15 protein-coding genes are annotated in these 17,245 nt (G+C 65.0%); 1 reads left to right on the top strand and 14 read right to left on the bottom strand.

All coding sequences use genetic code 11. The annotated features are described in order from the left end of the window. The 10 genes from paoC to ACZ46S_RS07455 form a co-directional block, all read right to left on the bottom strand. Nucleotides 1-2,193, bottom strand: coding sequence for an aldehyde oxidoreductase molybdenum-binding subunit PaoC (gene paoC, locus ACZ46S_RS07410; RefSeq protein ID WP_464063965.1), 2,193 nt, complete (start codon nucleotides 2,191-2,193; stop codon nucleotides 1-3). Continuing rightward, nucleotides 2,190-3,149, bottom strand: coding sequence for an FAD binding domain-containing protein (locus ACZ46S_RS07415; RefSeq protein ID WP_464063966.1), 960 nt, complete (start codon nucleotides 3,147-3,149; stop codon nucleotides 2,190-2,192). The genes paoC and ACZ46S_RS07415 overlap by 4 nt, the downstream gene beginning before the upstream one ends. Continuing rightward, complete coding sequence (gene paoA / locus ACZ46S_RS07420; RefSeq protein WP_464063967.1) at nucleotides 3,146-3,781, bottom strand: aldehyde dehydrogenase iron-sulfur subunit PaoA; 636 nt, start codon at nucleotides 3,779-3,781, stop codon at nucleotides 3,146-3,148. The genes ACZ46S_RS07415 and paoA overlap by 4 nt, the downstream gene beginning before the upstream one ends. Then, entirely contained in the window at nucleotides 3,778-4,734 is a 957-nt protein-coding gene (locus ACZ46S_RS07425; protein ID WP_464063968.1) for an XdhC family protein, read from the bottom strand. Before ACZ46S_RS07425 ends, paoA begins: the two co-directional genes overlap by 4 nt. 301 nt (nucleotides 4,735-5,035) lie before the next feature. Then, nucleotides 5,036-5,932, bottom strand: a complete 897-nt coding sequence (locus tag ACZ46S_RS07430; protein ID WP_464063969.1) for a SphA family protein — start codon at nucleotides 5,930-5,932, stop codon at nucleotides 5,036-5,038. Between the two features lie 43 nt (nucleotides 5,933-5,975). Further along, nucleotides 5,976-7,316 carry an MFS transporter gene (locus ACZ46S_RS07435; RefSeq protein WP_464063970.1) on the bottom strand — a complete coding sequence of 447 codons (1,341 nt, stop codon included), beginning with the start codon at nucleotides 7,314-7,316 and terminating at the stop codon, nucleotides 5,976-5,978. Between the two features lie 70 nt (nucleotides 7,317-7,386). After that, nucleotides 7,387-8,232, bottom strand: a complete 846-nt coding sequence (locus ACZ46S_RS07440) for a fumarylacetoacetate hydrolase family protein (protein ID WP_464063971.1) — start codon at nucleotides 8,230-8,232, stop codon at nucleotides 7,387-7,389. Further along, a complete protein-coding gene (locus tag ACZ46S_RS07445; RefSeq protein WP_464063972.1) occupies nucleotides 8,213-9,823 on the bottom strand; it encodes a bifunctional 3-(3-hydroxy-phenyl)propionate/3-hydroxycinnamic acid hydroxylase in 1,611 nt (536 codons plus the stop codon). Before ACZ46S_RS07445 ends, ACZ46S_RS07440 begins: the two co-directional genes overlap by 20 nt. Next, nucleotides 9,820-10,746: a VOC family protein gene (locus ACZ46S_RS07450; protein WP_464063973.1), complete on the bottom strand. Its 927-nt coding sequence runs from the start codon at nucleotides 10,744-10,746 to the stop codon at nucleotides 9,820-9,822. Before ACZ46S_RS07450 ends, ACZ46S_RS07445 begins: the two co-directional genes overlap by 4 nt. After that, the gene (locus ACZ46S_RS07455) at nucleotides 10,736-11,779 is read right to left on the bottom strand and encodes an amidohydrolase family protein (protein ID WP_464063974.1); all 1,044 of its coding nucleotides are present in this window, start codon (nucleotides 11,777-11,779) and stop codon (nucleotides 10,736-10,738) included. Before ACZ46S_RS07455 ends, ACZ46S_RS07450 begins: the two co-directional genes overlap by 11 nt. A gap of 165 nt (nucleotides 11,780-11,944) precedes the next feature. Here ACZ46S_RS07455 and ACZ46S_RS07460 point away from each other — a divergent pair, with 165 nt between their 5' ends. Then, nucleotides 11,945-12,586, top strand: a complete 642-nt coding sequence (locus ACZ46S_RS07460) for a GntR family transcriptional regulator (protein WP_464063975.1) — start codon at nucleotides 11,945-11,947, stop codon at nucleotides 12,584-12,586. Nucleotides 12,587-12,623: 37 nt separating this feature from the next. Here the strand turns inward: ACZ46S_RS07460 and ACZ46S_RS07465 are convergent, their stop codons facing one another. The 4 genes from ACZ46S_RS07465 to ACZ46S_RS07480 form a co-directional block, all read right to left on the bottom strand. Beyond that, the gene (locus tag ACZ46S_RS07465) at nucleotides 12,624-13,961 is read right to left on the bottom strand and encodes a sensor histidine kinase (RefSeq protein ID WP_464063976.1); all 1,338 of its coding nucleotides are present in this window, start codon (nucleotides 13,959-13,961) and stop codon (nucleotides 12,624-12,626) included. A gap of 32 nt (nucleotides 13,962-13,993) precedes the next feature. Further along, a complete protein-coding gene (locus ACZ46S_RS07470) occupies nucleotides 13,994-14,677 on the bottom strand; it encodes a response regulator transcription factor (protein ID WP_464063977.1) in 684 nt (227 codons plus the stop codon). After that, complete coding sequence (locus tag ACZ46S_RS07475) at nucleotides 14,677-16,074, bottom strand: MFS transporter (RefSeq protein ID WP_464063978.1); 1,398 nt, start codon at nucleotides 16,072-16,074, stop codon at nucleotides 14,677-14,679. The genes ACZ46S_RS07470 and ACZ46S_RS07475 overlap by 1 nt, the downstream gene beginning before the upstream one ends. Before the next feature lie 116 nt (nucleotides 16,075-16,190). Continuing rightward, nucleotides 16,191-17,237 carry an ABC transporter substrate-binding protein gene (locus ACZ46S_RS07480; protein ID WP_464063979.1) on the bottom strand — a complete coding sequence of 349 codons (1,047 nt, stop codon included), beginning with the start codon at nucleotides 17,235-17,237 and terminating at the stop codon, nucleotides 16,191-16,193. Between the last annotated feature and the right edge of the window lie 8 nt (nucleotides 17,238-17,245).

Here is a 17,245-nt window from a genome sequence, read left to right on the forward strand (position 1 = left end):
TCAGGCCGGCATGGCGGCCAGCAGCTTGTCCAGCGTCACCGGATAATCGCGCACCCGCACCCCGGTGGCGTTATACACGGCATTGGCCACCGCCGCCGCCGCGCCGCACAGCCCCAGCTCACCCACCCCCTTGGCCTTCATCGGCGAGGAGATCGGGTCCGGCTCGTCCAGGAACACCACCTCCTGATGCGGAATATCCGCATGCACCGGCACCTCGTACCCGGCGAGATCGTGATTGGCGAAATAGCCGCGCTGATGGTCCACCGCCAGCTCCTCCATCAGCGCCGCCCCCACCCCCATCGTCATCGCGCCGATCACCTGGCTGCGGGCGGATTTGGGATTGAGGATGCGCCCGGCATCGCATACCGCCAGCATCCGCCGCACCCGAATTTCGGCCGTCGCCGCATCCACCGCGACTTCGGCGAAATGCGCGGCGAAGGTGGATTGCTGATAGCGCTTCGCCAGATCGCCATATTCAATGCCATCCTCGGCCACCAGCTCGCCCTGGCGGGCGGCCTCGGCCAAGGCGGTGCTGTGGCCGCCGGACTGCACCTGGCCATCGGCGAACAGCGCATCGGCCTCATTCAGCCCCAGCCGCGCCACGATCTGCTGGCGCAGCCCGACACAGGCGGCATAGACGCCGGCGGTGGCGTTGTTCGCCCCCCACTGCCCGCCGGAGCCGGCGGAGACGGGCGAGTCGGAATCCCCCAGCCGCACCTCCACCTGCGCCATCGGCAGCCCCAGCATCTCGGCGGCGGTCTGGGCGATGATGGTGTAGCTGCCGGTGCCGATATCGGTCATGTCGGTCTCCACGATCAGCCGGCAATCGCGGGTCAGCCGCACCCGGGCGGCGGATTTGGTCAGCAGATTATTGCGGATGCCGGCGGCGACACCGAGCCCGATGAAAGCCCCCCCTTCCCGGCGCTGGCCGGGCTTGGCCTGGCGTTGCGCCCAGCCGAAACGTTGCGCGCCAAGCTGCAAACATTCCACCAGATGGCGCTGCGAAAATGGCCGCGCGGGATTTTCGGGATCGAGCTGGGTGTCGTTGAGGATGCGCAAGCGCACCGGGTCCATGCCCAGCCTTTCCGCCATCTCATCCATCGCCACCTCCAGCGCCATCAGCCCGGAGGCCTCGCCGGGGGCGCGCATGGCATTGCCTTCGGGCAGATCCAGCCGCGCCAGCCGGGTGCGGGTCAGCCGCCCCGGGGCGGCGTAGAGCAGCCGGGTCTGATGCACGGCGGTTTCGGTGGCGCCGTCCGGCAGATTGCCGGACCAGCTTTCATGCGCGATCGCCAGCAGCCTGCCATCCGGCGCGGCGCCGAGGCGGATGCGCTGGCGCGTCGCCGGGCGATGGGTGGTGTTGTTGAAGATCATCGGGCGGGTCAGCGCCACCTTCACCGGCCGGCCGATCTCCCGCGCCGCCAGCGCCGCCAGAATGCAGTCCGCGCGCAGGAATAATTTGCCGCCGAAGCCGCCGCCGACATAGGGCGAATCCAGCCGCACCTTCTCCGGCGGCAGCCCCAGCGTCTCCGCCACATCCGCCTTGCCCCAGGCGATCATCTGGTTGGAGGTCCAGATCGTCACCGCGCCCTCCTTCCAGGCGGCGATGCTGGCATGCGGCTCCATCATCGCGTGCGACTGGTCGGGGGTGGTGTAGGTCTCATCCAGCGTCACCGCGGCTTGCGCATATTCATGCGCGAAATCGCCGAATGCGCTGTCGGGATCACCGGATTCGGGTTTCACGCCGCTCTCTTGCGCCGAAACCAGATCGAACCGGCCCGGCTCCGCCTCATATTCCGGGCGGATCAGCAGCGCCGCGGCGCGCGCCATTTCGAAACTCTCCGCCACCACGATGGCGATGGCCTGATCGTAATGCTCGATCTCCGGGCCGCCGAGCAGCCGCGCGGTATTGCGCGTGCCTTTGCCGAGCTTGCCGGCATTGCCAGCGGTGACGATGCCCAGCACCCCGGGGGCGGCGCGCGCGGCGATAAGATCCATCGCCTTGATGCGGCCCTTGGCGATGCCGGCGCCGATGATATAGCCATAGGCCTGATCCGGCACGGCCTCGTGACGCTCATAAGCGTAAGGCGCGTTGCCGGTGACTTTCAGCTTGCCTTCGATGCGGTCCAGCGGCTGGCCGATGAAACGCTGCCGGTCGATCGGGTTGGTGGTGGCGGGGGCGTCGAATTTCATGACGTCATCTCCTTCGCCTGCGCCAGCGCGGCGGTGATGGTCCGGGCCAGAAGGGTCTGTTTGAAGGCGTTGTCCGGCCGGGGCCGCGCCCCGTCCAGCAAGGCGGCGGCCGTCTCGGCACCGCCGCGCGGCAGCGCGGCATCCGCCGCCTCCACCCGCCAGGGGCGCGGGGCGATGCCGCCGGCGGCGACCCGCCCGCTGCCATCCGGCTGGATCACCGCCGCCACCGAGACCAACGCGAAGGCGTAAGAAGCGCGGTCCCGCACCTTGCGATAGATCTGCGCCCCGCCCAGAGGCGGCGGCAAAATCACCGCCTGGATCAGCTCGCCAGGCCGCAGATCATGCTCGATCTGCGGCGTCTCGCCGGGCAGGCGGTAGAAATCCCGCAGCGCGATGCGCCGGCTTGTGCCATCCGCGCCGATGGTCTCGATCTGCGCGTCCAGCGCCATCATCGCCACCGCCATGTCGCTCGGATGGGTGGCGATGCAGGAGTCGCTGATACCGACCAGCCCGAGCTGGCGCGCCACCCCGCCGATGGCGGCACAGCCGCTGCCCGGCACCCGCTTGTTGCAGGGCTGGCGCGGATCGTAAAAATACACACAGCGTGTCCGCTGCAGCAGATTTCCCGCCGTCGTCGCCTTGTTGCGCAGCTGCCCGGAGGCGCCGGCCAGCAAGGCGCGCGAGAGCATCGCATAATCGCGCCGCACCCGCACATCCGCCGCCAGATCCGTGTTGCGCACCAGCGCGCCGATGCGCAGCCCGCCTTCCGGCGTCGGCTCGATATGATCCAGCCCCAGCCCGTTGACGTCGATGAGATGCGCCGGCGTCTCGATCTGCAATTTCATCAGATCCAGAAGATTGGTGCCACCGGCGATGAATTTCGCATGCGGCGTGGCCGCTGCCTCGGCCGCAGCGGCAGCCGGGCTGGCGGCGCGGCTATAGGTGAAGGCCTTCATGCCGGCTCCCCGGCGATCTCGCGCATCGCCTCCATGATGTTGGAATAGGCGCCGCAGCGGCAGATATTGCCGCTCATCCGCTCGCGCAACTCAGCCTCGGAGAGGGTCGGCGCCGCCGTCAGGCTGGGGCTGACATGGCTGGGAATGCCGGCCTGCAGCTCCGCCAGCACCGCCACCGCCGAGCAAATCTGCCCCGGCGTACAATAGCCGCACTGAAACCCGTCATGATGCAGAAAGGCCGCCTGCATCGGGTGCAACTCGCCCGGCTGGCCCAGCCCTTCGATGGTGGTGATCTCATCGCTTTCATGCATCACCGCCAAGCTGAGGCAGGCATTGATCCGCCGGCCCTGCACCAGCACCGTGCAGGCGCCGCATTGGCCGTGATCGCAGCCTTTCTTGCTGCCGGTGAGTTGCAGATGCTCGCGCAACGCATCCAGCAGGCTGGTGCGTGTATCGAGCCGCAAATGGCGCGCTTCGCCGTTCACGGAAAAGCTCACCTCCATCATCGTTGGGCTATCCTGCATAAGCGTCTCCTTCCTGGTTGCGGCCCGAACCGGCCCGGCCCCCGCCAGCGCGCCGCCGCCGAGCAGCACGGCGCGCCGTGATATGTCGAATTTGTCCTCGCCGCTCATGACGCCGCCGCCAGCAGGGACGCGGCCGCCCCGGCGCAGGCCGCCTGATGGCGCGCCGCGATCTCGCCCAGGGCGGACAGAGCCAGCAGCTCAGGCTCGCGCACCGCCGGGATCAGCCCGATCGGCCCGGTGAGCCGCGCCAGCGAGGAAGCCGCCATGCCCTGCGCCGCCAGGGCCTGCAGCCGGCGCGCATGGGTGGCGCGGCTGCCCATGGCGCCAATGTAAAACGCGTCGCTGGCCAGGGCCGCCTGCAACAGGCTCGCCTCCCACTCATGATCGTGAAACAGCAGCACGATGGCGCTGTGCCGGTCCGCCCGCAGTGCTGGCGGGTGGCGGCGATCCGTCCAGAGCAGACCCTCCGCCCCCAGCGCCATTGCCGCGTCCAGCAGCTCCTGGCGCGGGCTGAGCAGGCTGAGCCCGGCGCCGAAGGCCGCCCCCAGCCGCGCCAGCGCCAGCGCCTCCGCCCCCTGCCCGGCAATGACCAGCCGCAAGGCCGGGCGCAGCGCCACCCGGAACTCTGCCCCCGCCCAACCGGTGCCGGCATCGCCTTCGATGAGCGCAAGCCCGCCTTCAGGGGCGAGACGGAGCGTGACCTCCTGGCGGGCCTGCAAGGCCGCTTGGGCCTGCCGCAGCGGGGCGAAATCCGCCAGCGGCGTGATCTGAACATCCATCCCGCCGCCGCAGGGCAGGCGCAGATCCATCATCCGGGAGCCCTGGCCGATGCGCAGGCTCTCCGGCCGGCCGCTCTCAATCACCCGCCGCGCCTCGCCGATGATCGCCGCCTCGACACAACCGCCGGAGAGCGTGCCGAAGGCCGCGCCATCCGCCCGCACCGCCATCTGCGCGCCAACCGCCCGCGCGCCGCCGCCAAAAATGGCGGTGACGCTGAGCAAGGCAACGCTGCCGGGTTGTGCCTCCAGCAGAAACCGGAGCAGGGACAAAGTCTCGGGCATGGATCTCTTTTTGATGGGCAAACACAAGGACTGCTCCGCCGCCGGCACGCCGGGTCAGAGAGGTGATGCTCACATGGTGCGGCTGACCGCCTGGCACCAGGGGCAGCCGCACATTGCGGAAAGATCCTGTCTCAATCTGGATGATTTGTTAATTCGAGGAAGGCCCCGGCGGCGGCGCAGTGGCGAAAATGGGGGACAGCGCCGGGATGCGCGGGACAAAGCGCCGTCTGGCGCGCGCCGCGCGGATGCCGCGCAGCTCTGGCGTGGCGCATCGGGCGTTGGGCCCAATGCGCCAAGGGGATTACATCAGCGGTACGCTCAATGTCAGCACGACCTTGCCGGCCTCGCCGACATTGCGGGCATAGACGTCATGGGTGAAAAACATGTTCATCTTGTAGCCCTTGCCCTGATAGGCGACATCCGCCCCCAGCGCGAAGGCTTCCGGGGACCCGCCATTGAGCGCCGCCGGCCCGGAATCCGCTGTGATCTGCTTGTAGAAATACGAGACCGGTCCGATGGACCAGTGACCGAAGCCGCGCATCGCGGTGAAGTCCCAATCCATCGTCGAGCCATTGGTGTAATGCGTGGCGCTGTTCTCGAAATTCTTGTCCAGCGTCGCGTGCACCGTGAACTGGTAGGGGCCGGGCAGCCAGCTGACGGACATGTCCGGCTCGATCGTCCAATGATTCTGCCCGGTATTCACCTTGGCCGTGTCGCTGTACTGGCCGTTGGGCGGATAGAAGCCGAAATCGGCATCGAAGAAGACATGATGGCCGAGATCCCAGCTCAAGGATAGCGGTGTGAACTCAGTATCGACCAGACCGATGCGGTTGAAGGTCTTGCCGCCGGCCGCTCTGGGGGTGGTGAGGCTGACATTCAGCCAGCCGAGCGAGCGGATGAACATGCCGTAGCGCGCGCCGAAAATCCGGATGTCGGGAATGTAGGCGAGCGAGCCGGTGGCGCCCCAGATATTGGCATGGGCGCCGGTGAAATGGCCGTCCCCGTTTACCGGGCGGGACTGGGTGTAGCTCGGCTTGAAAGTGAGATAGACGCCAGGCGGCGGCAGCAGGCCGGTCGGCTGGCCGAGCGTATTGCCAAGCGGATATTCCGGATTGCTGCCGACCATCGCCGCCTCGGCGGGCACCGACATCACGGCCAGACCAATGCCGGCCAGCATGAAACGAAAACCTGTCTTCATTGGAAACCTCCCTTGTTATGTTGGATTTGCGATCGGCGTCGGATCAGGACTCGGCGCGGGCGAATGCGGCAGGCTCAAACCCGGCACCGGCCTCGCGGGCCTGGCGGTAGGCGGCAAAGCGCGCCGCGCTGGCTTCAGGAAACAGCAGCAAAAAACTGGCCAGCCCGCCGGCGAGCAGAACCACCCCGCCCAGCCCGAAGGCGATGGCGAAGCCCAGCGGCGCATCGCCCGGATAGGCGCCGATGATCCAGCCATTGATGAAGGTGGAAAAGAACGCGGAGATGGAGGTGGCGGAGATGATCACCACCACCAGCCGGGCGCGCTGGCGGGACGGCGCGATCGCGGCGAGGATCACCGGGCCGAAGATCGTCGTCAGGCTCGGCACGGAAAAGGCGATGGCCAGGAGGCAGGTCTGCACCACGCCGGCGGGGCTTTGCACCGCCGCGAGCAAGGCGGCGCCGCTGAGCAGCATGGCGAGGCCCGAACTCCAGCCCAGGCAGATGCGGGCACTCCAGCCGCGCTGGCGCATCCTCTGCGTCAGCCAGGAGCCGAGGATGAGCACCGGAGACTGGATCACGTAGATGGCGGAAATGATCCAGCCGGCCTTCAGCGGCGCATAGCCCAGCCCCAGCCGCAGGAAAGGCGGCAGCCAGACCGCGGCCATGCCGATCACCCAATAGCCGAAAAAGGCGATGAGCATGACGCCGATGACCGTGCGGTCCAGCCAGAGCAGCCGGAACGGCAATGGGGTTTCATGCGCCACGGGCGCGGCGTGCTGGCCGGCCAGCGGGCCCTCGCGCCCGATCAGCGCGAACAGCACCATCCAGACCAGGCTCAGCACGCCACACACCAGAAAGCAGGAACGCCAGCCCGCATGCACGACAAACCAGCTGAGCATCGGCCCGCCGATCAGAAAGCCGGCGCTGATGCCTTGCAGAATGAAGGCGGAGGGAAGGTTGCGGCGATGGTCGGGAAACCATTCATAGGCGGCGGTCATCGCGGTGGCCAGCGCCGCGCCCTCGCCGATGCCCAGCAGCAAGCGGCAGGCGATGATGACCGGCAAAGAATGGGTGAAGGCGACCGGCAGCTGGCTCGCCGTCCAGATACCGGCCAGGGCCAGCAATATATATTTCGACCGGTAGCGCCCGACGAAGACCGAGCCGATGACCGTGCCGCCGACCGCGAAAAACAGAAAGAACGCCGCGCCGATCAAGCCGAACTGCTTGGGGGTGAGGCTGAATTCATGCATCATCGGCACGCCCGAGACGCCGAAGGCCAGCTTGTCGAAGAAGTTCAGCGTCTGAAACACGAACAGCAGCGCCACGATCAGATAGGCGCGCGTCGGGATTGCCGGCATTTGCCGGGCCTCGCTTGGACCATTCATTTTTAGTCTCCCCTTTATTTTTGGACGTGCCGCCGCGCCGGCGGTTTGGCGTCGCGCGGCGGCTAGATCATCAAGCCTCCTGCGCGACCGGGTTGCGCAGGATGCCCAGCCGGTCGATCTCGACCTCGACGACATCGCCGGGCTTCATCCAGAGCGGCGGGTTGCGCTTGGCGCCCACACCGCCCGGCGTGCCGCTGACGATGACATCCCCTGCCTCAAGCCGGGTGAATTGCGAGCAATATTCGATCTGCGTGGCGATATCGAAGATCATCTGCTCAATCCGCGCCTCTTGCACCACCTCGCCGTTGAGGCGCGTCTGCAAACGCAGCGCCGCCAGCGGCCCCAGCTCGTCAGGTGTCATCATCCACGGGCCGAAGGCGCCGGTATCGGGAAAATTCTTGCCCGGGGTGAACTGCATCGTGTGGCGCTGGAAATCGCGCACGCTGCCATCATTATAGCAGGCATAGCCGGCGATATGCGCCATCGCCTCGGCGCGCGGAATATAGCGGCCGGGCTTGCCGATGATCACCGCGAGCTCGCCCTCGTAATCGAGATCGTTGGAGAGTTTCGGCCGCAGGATCGGCGCCATGTGGCCGATCTGGCTGTTGGCGAAGCGGGCGAAGATGGTCGGGTGAGCAACCTCCGGCCGCCCGGTCTCCTGGCGGTGCATCTCATAGTTCAGACCGACGCAAAGAATTTTATCCGGGTTGGGGATCACCGGCAGAAAGCTCAGCGCCTCCAGCGCCGTCGCCTGCGCCTGCGCGCGGGCCTGCGCGACGCCCTCCAGCCCGCCGGCGATGGCGGATTTGAGGTCGGCATAACGCGCCCGCAGGACGCTGCCGACATCATAGAACATCTCTCCCTCGATCACGCCCCAATGCGGGGCATCGGCGATTTTAACTGTGGCAAGCTTCATGTTTGACTTCCTGATGGATGGGTTCGGCGCAGGCGAGCTGCGCCCGGCAGGCAGCGAGGAGTGCGGGCAGCGCCTGGGCGTTCGCCGCCGTGCCAAAGACGTAATGATCGGGACGCACCAGCACGGCCTGGGCCTGATGGCGGTCGAACCAGGCGGCCATGATGCCGTCCTGTTCCGCAAGCGCGCCCTGCAGCGCCGCTCCCGCCGGGGCGATGGCGTACAGGCCGATATCGTCCGCCGGCGTCAGCATGGCGGCAAAATCCGGCGCCCGCAGCACGCGGCCATCCAGGATCAGGCGCCAGCCGGTGCCGGTCAGCGTGTCGAGCAGCGCGGCGCCGCCCTCCCGGATGATCACCGGCTGCACAAACAGCTTCCCGCGCCCTGGATTGTCCGGCGCCGCGAGCAGCCCGGTCTCCAAAGGCGGCACGATATCCTGGCGCGTCACATGCGGCGGGGCACCGCCCCCCTGCGCCAGCAAATCGGCATCGCGCGCCGCCGCCCGCGCCGGATCGCGCTCGCAGATCATCTGGCCGATCGCCTTGATCTTGCCGGTCAATGTCTCGACATGAAGGCGCCGCTCCGCCTCGTAGCTGTCCAGCAGCGCCAGAGGCGATTGCCCGCGCAGCACCCGCGCCAGCTTCCAGACCAGGTTGGTGACATCGCGCAGCCCCTGGCACATGCCCTGGCCGATGAAAGGCGGCTGCTGGTGCGCGGCGTCCCCGGCGATGAGCACGCGCCCGCGCCGCCAGCTTTGCGCCACCAGCGCATGGAACCGGTAGGCGGCGGCGCGCCACAGCTCCCCCTCGCTGGGCGCCATGAAGCCGGCCAGCAGGCGCCAGACTTGCGCCGGTTCCGCCATCTCCCGCGGGTTTTCGCCCGGCAGCAGCATGATCTCCCAGCGCCGGTGATCGCCGGGCCCGATGATGTAGGTGGTCGGCCGCGCCGGGTCGCAGAATTGCGCCGAGCATTGCGGCAGCTTGGCCAGCGCCGCGTCGCCGCAGCGTATATCCACCACCAGCCAGGGCTCATCGAAAATCAGGTCGCGCAGCGCCATGTCGGCCAGCTGGCGCACGGTGCTGGAGGCACCGTCGCAGCCGAGCAGGAATTTGCCGCGGATCTGGCGCTGTGCGCCGGCTTCCGCGCGCAGCGTGGCGCGGATTTCTTCGCCATGTTCCTCGAAGCCGATCAGTTCCGCGCCGGTGACGATGCTGACATTGGCAAAGCCCGCCGCATGCGCGCGCAGTGCTGCCTCCACCGGCGGCTGGGTGAACACCATGCTGGGGGTGTAGCCCAGCGGATAAGGCGGCTGCACCATGTCGATGGTGCGGATCAGCTGGCCTTGCGCGCCGAAATGCTGCGAGGCGGTGAAGGGCGCGACATAGGGCCGCACCGCCTCCGCCACCCCCATATTGTCGAAATGCCGGAAAATTTCGTGATCGAGCGCGATCGCCCGGGGCTTGTCATAAACCTCCGTCTGCCGTTCGACCACCAGCACGCGAAAGCCATGCGCGCCCAGCAGCCCGGCCGCCGTTGCCCCGGCGGGGCCGAAGCCGGCAATCACGACATCGAAGAGCTCATCTGCATGCGTCACGACTTCACCTTTGTCTCGTTAAATCCAGGCGCATCGGCAAAGCCGATGGCGAGCTGCGCGGCCTTGCAGGCGGCGCTCTTGGGCGAAGCGACGCCCCAATGATCGGTGCGCCCTGGCGGCCAGACCCAGTCCTGCGGGCCCCGGAAGCGGTAACTCTCATCCACCTGCAGCACCTCGGCGGTGTATTCGACCACGACATCGTCCGGCCCGACGAAATAGGCGAACACATTATCGCCCGGCCCGTGCCGCCCCGGCCCCCAGCCGATAGGGCAGCCATGATCGACCACATGCCCGGCGCCGCGCATCACCGATTCCAGATCCGGCAACAGGAAGGCGACATGGTTGAGCCCGTTCACCGGCGCCTGCGCGAGCACGATGGCGTGGTGGTCGCTGTTGCAGCTGAGGAAGGCCATGGCCTGGGAGCGGTCGGTCAGGCGGAAGCCCAGAACCTCCTGCCAGAAGCGGGACAAATCCTCGATCGCGGCGCTGTTGATGTTCACATGCGCCAGGCGCAGCGGCCGGTTGGGCCGTATGCTGCCTTCCCGGCGCGCATCGCCATGCAGAAATTCCAGCGTGCAGCCTTGCGGTTCGCGGACGATGAAATGGCTGCCGCCGGCTGGGCCGTGATCCGGTCCGAGCGGCTGCAGGATGGCGCAGCCCGCTTGCCGGCAGGCCTCGTACAGCCGGGGCAGATCCTCCGCCGCGCGCACCCGGAAGCTGATGGCACCCAGGGCGGCGCGCGGGCCGGCGCGCAGCTCCAGCACATAGGCATCGTCGCCGCTGGCGGCCAGATAGGCACGGCCGGGGGCTTGGGCCACCAGCTCCAGCTGCCAGGTTTCGGTATAGAAGGCGCAGGCCGCCTCCAGATCCGGCGTGGAGAGCGCCACGCTGCGCAGCGCGGCGACGGGGTAATCAGGCGGCATCTTGCACCTCATCGATGGCCAGGAAAGCGAGCGCGTTGCGCTGGATCAGGCGTTGGCGCAGATCCGCGTCCGGACATGCGGCGTTGACCTGATCGCAGGGCGCCGCCTCGCTGAAATTGAACGGGTAGTCGGTGCCGAGCATCACCCGCTCGGCCCCGAACAGGGCGACCAGCCGGGCAAGCCAGTCCGGCTCGAACACCAGGGAATCCACGTAAAGCCGGCGCGCGGTGACGGACGGGCACTCCTCCAGCGCCTCGCGCAGGGCCGGAAACACCTCATAGCCGCGCCGCAGCCGCGGCAGCAACGCGGCGAAGCTGCCGCCGCCATGGCTGAAGCCCAGCCGCAGCCCGGGGCAATCCCGGACCAGGCCGCCGGTGATCGCCGAGGCGAGGGCCAGCCCGACATCCGTGGGATAGCCGAGCACCTGCTGCAAGGGCGCCGGGCCAACCAGCCGCGCCATGCCCGCCGGGCGCACCGCATGCACGAACACCGCCGCCCCCAGCCGCGCGGCCTCCGCGAAGAAAGGCCGCAGCCGCGGATCGCCGATCGGCGTTTCATTGATATTGCTGCCGATCTCGACACCGCGAAAGCCGGGAATCGCCATGATCCGGCGCAGCTCCTCGACCGCCAGATCGAGATCCTGCAAGGGCACCGCCGCCAGCCCGACAAAGCGCCCCTGCCCTTCGGTGAGCAGCGCCGCGATCATGTCATTGACATGGCGGATCAGCCCCGCCGCCGCCGGAGCCGGCAGCCAATAGCTGAACAATTCCGGCATCGGCGAGAGCGCCTGCACGGCGATGCCCATGCGGTCCATATCCTCAAGCCGACGACGCGCCTCCCAGCACGCGGCGGAGACGGTGCGATAAGGCTTGGCGTCGATGATCACCGTGCCGTGGCCGCAGCCATCCTGGCGGATGCTGGGCCAGCCGGCCTGCATCCCCGCCGGTGCGTCCGGAAAGCTGGCGGGCACGACATGGCAATGCACATCCACCCCCGCGCAGCCACAGGCTTTGATTGACCAGGCTTTTGCCATTTCCCCCTCATTCGCTTACCCAGCAAAATACACAAAACAATCATCGACGCAAATAATTTATAAATTTTTTTGTTTGAGAGCTTTGTGTATAAAGAACAGCATGATTGACCCAGCCAAAGAGCCCCCGACAGCGCCACGACGCTGGCCACCAGCATCTATGAACGGTTGAAGAACGATATTCTGGCCGCGCGGCTTGAGCCGGGGCAAAAACTCTCCTTGCGCTTCCTGATGGATCAGTACGGCACCGGGCAAACCCCGCTGCGCGAGGCGCTGAACCGGCTGGTTATCGAGGAGTTGGTCATCGGCCGGGAGCAGCGCGGCTTTTCGGTGACGCCGATCAGCCTGGAGGAGTTGAACGAGCTGACCCGCACGCGCTGCTGGGTGGAAGGGCTGGCGCTGCGCGAATCGATGCAGAACGCCACCCCGGCCTGGGAGGAGGCGCTGCTGGTGGCGCATCACCGCCTCGCCCGCACGCCGCGCTCGCTGAATCCCGAGCAATTCGAGGACAACCCGGCCTGGGAGGTGCTGCACCGGGCGTTTCACGACCGGCTGATCGAAAACTGCGCCTCGCGGCCGCTGATCGGCTTTTGCATGCAGCTGGCCGACCGGCTCTATCGCTACCGGACGATTTCCATCCGCAAAGTGTTCCGGGTACGCAAGGTCAGCGCCGAGCATGACGCGATTTTGCAGGCCGTGCTGGACCATGACCAGGAACAGGCGGTGGCGTTGCTACAGGCACATTATATGCGCACCGCCACCGTCATCGAGGCGGATCTGCGCACCGCCGCGCTGTCACTCGCCGGATAGGCCGCGCCGCCTTCGCATAAAGCGACCATATATGCTACTAAACCCTGAACTCGACCCGTACGATGAGTCCGGGGTGGTTATCCAGCAGGGTGATCTGAGCCCCGTGCAATTTCGCAATCGCCCGGACCAGGGGCAAGCCCAGCCCGTGGCCGGGCGTGTTGCGGCTTTGGTCGAGCCGCACAAACCGGCGAAATACGCGGTCTCTATCCTCTTCCGGAATGCCCGGCCCCTGATCCGCGATCTCCAGGCGAATCATGCTTTTTTTATCCGAGGACAAGCTGACCTTTATGACCCCGCCCGCGGGACCATAGCGGATGGCGTTTTCGACCAGATTGACGATCATCTGCGTCAGCAAGCCGGTATCGCCGCTGATGCATAAATTTGCCTCCACCGCGCAGCGCAGATCCTGTCCGGCATCGATGGCGACGGCACTGAATTCGTCGCAGATATTCGTCACCAGCGCGCTCAAATCCAATGATGTGAAGCCGCCCTGCAAGGAGCCGGCCTCAACCTCCGCAAGGCGCAACAGCGAAACGAAGACCGAGATGATAAGCGTCGTCTGGGACAGCGCCGCCTCCAGGCCTGAGGATAAAACCGGATCTTTGCGAACCGCATCGAGCTTCAAGAGATGCTTGATCCATTCATGCAACCGGACCAAGGGCGAGCGCAGATCATGCGCGATATCATTTGTCACCTGGCGGGCATTTTCGACCAGATGCTCGATCGTCTCGAGCATGCGGTTGAGCTCCTCCGTGAGCACATCCAACTCATCGTCAATGCCGTAGGCTTCGATGCGCCGGGATAAATCGCCGGTCATGATATCCACGCTGGCATCGCTGATCGCCTGGACGCGCTTCAGACTATGCCCGGCGATCAGCAGACTCGCCAGCAGGCCAATTCCGATCAGAGCGCTGAACACGACCGCGAAAATGACGGCGACCCGCTTGTTCAACGCCGCGAAGACGCTGGCATCCTCGCCAATAAACAAAAATCCGCCATTTGGCAGATCCCGGCCGATCCCATCGATCCGCTGCACACCCTGAGGCATTTGCGGATCGGTCAGCCGGGTGATCGTGCTCCATTCCGTAGGCTCGGGTGGCATGGTGATGTTGGCGAACAACAGCTTGCCGCGCGCATCGAGCAGGGCATAGAAGGTGTGGCTAGGCGCGTGTGCCACGGTCTGCCTGAGCTCCTGCTCCAGTGGCAGCCGATCTGAAATGGCATCGGAAAGAACATCCGCCCGGTCGCCGGCAATAATCGGCGCGAGCTCCTCCTTGGATGCGATCCGGGTGGCGTTATAGATCAAGGCAAAAACGATAATCGCGGCAATCGTTGAAAACAACGTTCCCAGAACGGCGAGCCGAAAGCCCGCCATCCGAAAGAGGTTGGTCCTGACTCTCGGTTCTGTCACGTATCGGTGCCCGCACTGATCCGGTATCCGGCACCGCGAACGGTCTGGATCAATTCCCTGGAAAATCCACGGTCAATCTTCAGCCGGATCCGGCAAATATGCGATTCGACCAATGTGGTTTGCGGTAAAAAATGATAATCCCAGACTTCTTCGAGAAGCATTGTCCGGGTGACCACCTGGTCCGCATGCAGCATCAAATATTCGAGCAGCCGGAATTCGCGTGGCTTCAGCGAAATCTCGCGAGCGCCACGACGCGCCGAATGTGTAAGCCGGTCCAGGACAAGATCGCCAACACGCAGCTGGCTGGGATCCGTCTTGATCTCACGCCGCCGTTTGACCGCCTCGATCCTGGCTTGCAGTTCCGCCATTTCGAACGGCTTCACGACATAGTCATCCGCGCCCGCCCGCAAGCCACGCACCCGCTCATCCACACGTCCCAAGGCGGTCAGGAGGATCACCGGCGTACTGATCTGCATGGAGCGAAGCGCCTGAACCACACTCAACCCGTCAAGATAGGGCAGCATTCGGTCGATAATCAGCACATCGAAGGGACTTGTCGTGGCCTGCATCAGGCCGTCGCGGCCATCGCCGGAGACCGCGACTTCATGACCTTCATCGACCAACGCGTCCTTCAGAAAACCGCTCATGGTCGCGTCATCTTCGATCAAGAGAATCTGCATCAGTGACTGATCGCCTCCAAAGGTTGGGCCAATGTACGCGGACCGAAGGCGAAAACGATGATAATTGAAATCGCCATCGTCACGCCGATGAACACCGCGATCGCCGGCACGCCGCCGTCGCTGAGAAAATAACCGACAGCGAGACCCGCGAATGCCGCGGACAGGCGGCTCCAGGAATACACGAACCCGACCGCCTGGGCGCGCATACGCGTGGGAAAGAGCTCGGCTTGGTATGTATGAAAGGCGCTCGACATCGCGTTGGAGGCCAGCGTGAAGGCTATCCCAAAGCCGATAATTTCAAACGGGCGGCCAGACAATGCGAAGCCGACCATGAAGGCGCCCATCAGACACAGCGCGATGACTATCTGGGTCGAGCGTTGAATGCGGTCGCCGACCAGCATTACCAAAAGGGGACCGAAGGGATTGGCCAGGGCGATCAGCATCGAATATTCCAGACTATTGGTGATGCTGATGCCTCTTGCCATCAATAAAGTCGGTACCCAGGCCGCAAACCCATAAAACCCGACGACCTGACCGATATTAAAAATCGCCATCATCAGCGAACGCTCAGCATAACGTGGCGAGAACAGCTCAACAAACCGGCCGGTCGCGGCTTTTTCGGGCAGGACCGGGATCGGCGCCGCCAACGTCCCGACGATCTTGACGGCGGCACTTTCGAGCTGCGTGATCACCATCTCTGCCTGGCTCTCACGCCCCTTCAATGCCAGCCAGCGCGGGCTTTCCGGCAGCACGCGTCCAAGCCAAAGCGCCACGGGCGCGCCAACCGCACCGAGCAACACGACAAGCCGCCATCCTTCCAAGCCGCCAAAATGACGCCGCACCAAGATCAAAGAGAGGAAAGCGACGACAGGAACGATGGAAAATGTAATCGCCTGATTGAGGGCGAACGCCCTGCCCCTGAATTTGGCCGGCACCAGCTCCGCCAGATAAGCGTCCATGACGACGAGTTGCAGGCCAAACCCCAGCCCCGCGGCAAAGCGCCAGATATTCAGCCATAATCCCGTATGCTGTAGGGCCATGATCGCCGAGCACAGCAAATACCACAGAATGGCGCCGGTAAAGATGGATCGCCGCCCCAGCCAATCGGCCAGAGGTGAGAGGCAAAGCGAACCGACCCACAGCCCGATAAAAAGCGAAAACACATAGCTGGCGCCTCCAGCGATGGAAATGCTCCGAAGTGCCGAGAGAGGCCCCAGGCTGGATGCGGAGAACAGGCCACTCGCGCGCATTGCTGGCATGAGATAGCCTGTCTGAAAAACCATATAAAACTCGAAAATGCCGCCGATCGAAATCAATGCCACCAGGCGCCACATGGCTCCCGTCGCGGGAAGCCTGTCGAGCCGCGCGGCGATTCGTGCCGCAGCCGCGGTAGACATCGTTAATTTCCTCCGTCACAGATTATGTTTTTTCCATAATCCGCCGTATTGGAAATTTCGGCAATAGAAAACAATGGAAGAGGCGCGGTTTTAATGCGCCTCTTCCATCAGGCGTTTTACTTCGATTCACCCAGCATCTTATTGGCGGCAATAACGAAGGTCGGATCCCAGGTCGTCGCGAGATTGACAGGCCCGGTGATTTTGCCAGCGAGTTTCTCAACATCCAGCACCTTCTCCGGACCACCCTGCGGCATCATGCCATCGGGGAGGAACTGCCCCTTATCCTGGGTAAGCGCCGTGATATATTGCGCTTTGGTCGAAAGCGGACTGGAGACGAAATCCGCCGGCATTTTATCGGCGATCTGTTCGGCGCTATGCGTGTCGATCCAATGCATGGTCGCGACAAGCGCATTGACCACCGCCTGCGTCTCCTTCGGATGCGCCTTCACCCACTCCGCGCGCGCGAGAACGGAGGCCGCCGGCCATGCGCCACCCAGCCATTTTTCCGCACCCGCCGTGGTTGCCAGATCAATCGCCGGATAGCCGATATTCATCGTTTCGATGGCGTTCACGGTCGGCTGCGTCGTCATCGCGCAGGCGACGCGGTTATGCTTCAGCGCACTGATCAATGTCTCACCGGCGCCAACACCCACACGCGTGAAATCCTTGGTGGTGAGATGATAGCGCGCGGCGAGATAGAGCGTCAGATCATCCGTGCCTGATCCAAGATCGGTGACACCGATGGCCTTGCCCTTCCAATCCGCCGGCGAGGAAATATCCGTGCCCTTGGCGCAGAGAATACGCTCGCCCGGCGCGCCGCTCAGCTGCGCCACGTCCACGACATCCTTGCCGTGCAACTGGAAATCGATGGTATGAACATACCAGGCGCCGGCAAAATCGACCTGACCGGAAACCATCGCATCCTCGGCGCCGATGCCCCCTTCCTGCTCGGTGGAGAGCACCATGTTCACGCCATATTTCTTGAAATATCCAAGATCCTGCGCGAGCTGATAGGGAAGATAAATCTGCTTGTCGATCCCGCCGATCATCATGGTCACGGTCGGCAGTTTCGCATCCTGCGCCTTCGCGGCCGGCGCGTGGACCGCCACGGCCGCCAGCGCTGTCGCGGCCAACATCACATTGCGCATCGTCTTATTGAACATTTGTCGTT

The sequence above is a fragment of the Acidocella aluminiidurans genome, assembly GCF_055383125.1.

Excerpts from the sequence above, each read along its gene's own strand:
- paoC (WP_464063965.1), bottom strand. The coding sequence starts at position 2,193 with ATGAAATTCGACGCCCCCGCCACCACCAACCCGATCGACCGGCAGCGT.
- ACZ46S_RS07415 (WP_464063966.1), bottom strand. The coding sequence starts at position 3,149 with ATGAAGGCCTTCACCTATAGCCGCGCCGCCAGCCCGGCTGCCGCTGCG.
- paoA (WP_464063967.1), bottom strand. The coding sequence starts at position 3,781 with ATGAGCGGCGAGGACAAATTCGACATATCACGGCGCGCCGTGCTGCTC.
- ACZ46S_RS07425 (WP_464063968.1), bottom strand. The coding sequence starts at position 4,734 with ATGCCCGAGACTTTGTCCCTGCTCCGGTTTCTGCTGGAGGCACAACCC.
- ACZ46S_RS07430 (WP_464063969.1), bottom strand. The coding sequence starts at position 5,932 with ATGAAGACAGGTTTTCGTTTCATGCTGGCCGGCATTGGTCTGGCCGTG.
- ACZ46S_RS07435 (WP_464063970.1), bottom strand. The coding sequence starts at position 7,316 with ATGAATGGTCCAAGCGAGGCCCGGCAAATGCCGGCAATCCCGACGCGC.
- ACZ46S_RS07440 (WP_464063971.1), bottom strand. The coding sequence starts at position 8,232 with ATGAAGCTTGCCACAGTTAAAATCGCCGATGCCCCGCATTGGGGCGTG.
- ACZ46S_RS07450 (WP_464063973.1), bottom strand. The coding sequence starts at position 10,746 with ATGCCGCCTGATTACCCCGTCGCCGCGCTGCGCAGCGTGGCGCTCTCC.
- ACZ46S_RS07455 (WP_464063974.1), bottom strand. The coding sequence starts at position 11,779 with ATGGCAAAAGCCTGGTCAATCAAAGCCTGTGGCTGCGCGGGGGTGGAT.
- ACZ46S_RS07465 (WP_464063976.1), bottom strand. The coding sequence starts at position 13,961 with ATGGCGGGCTTTCGGCTCGCCGTTCTGGGAACGTTGTTTTCAACGATT.
- ACZ46S_RS07470 (WP_464063977.1), bottom strand. The coding sequence starts at position 14,677 with ATGCAGATTCTCTTGATCGAAGATGACGCGACCATGAGCGGTTTTCTG.
- ACZ46S_RS07475 (WP_464063978.1), bottom strand. The coding sequence starts at position 16,074 with ATGTCTACCGCGGCTGCGGCACGAATCGCCGCGCGGCTCGACAGGCTT.
- ACZ46S_RS07480 (WP_464063979.1), bottom strand. The coding sequence starts at position 17,237 with ATGTTCAATAAGACGATGCGCAATGTGATGTTGGCCGCGACAGCGCTG.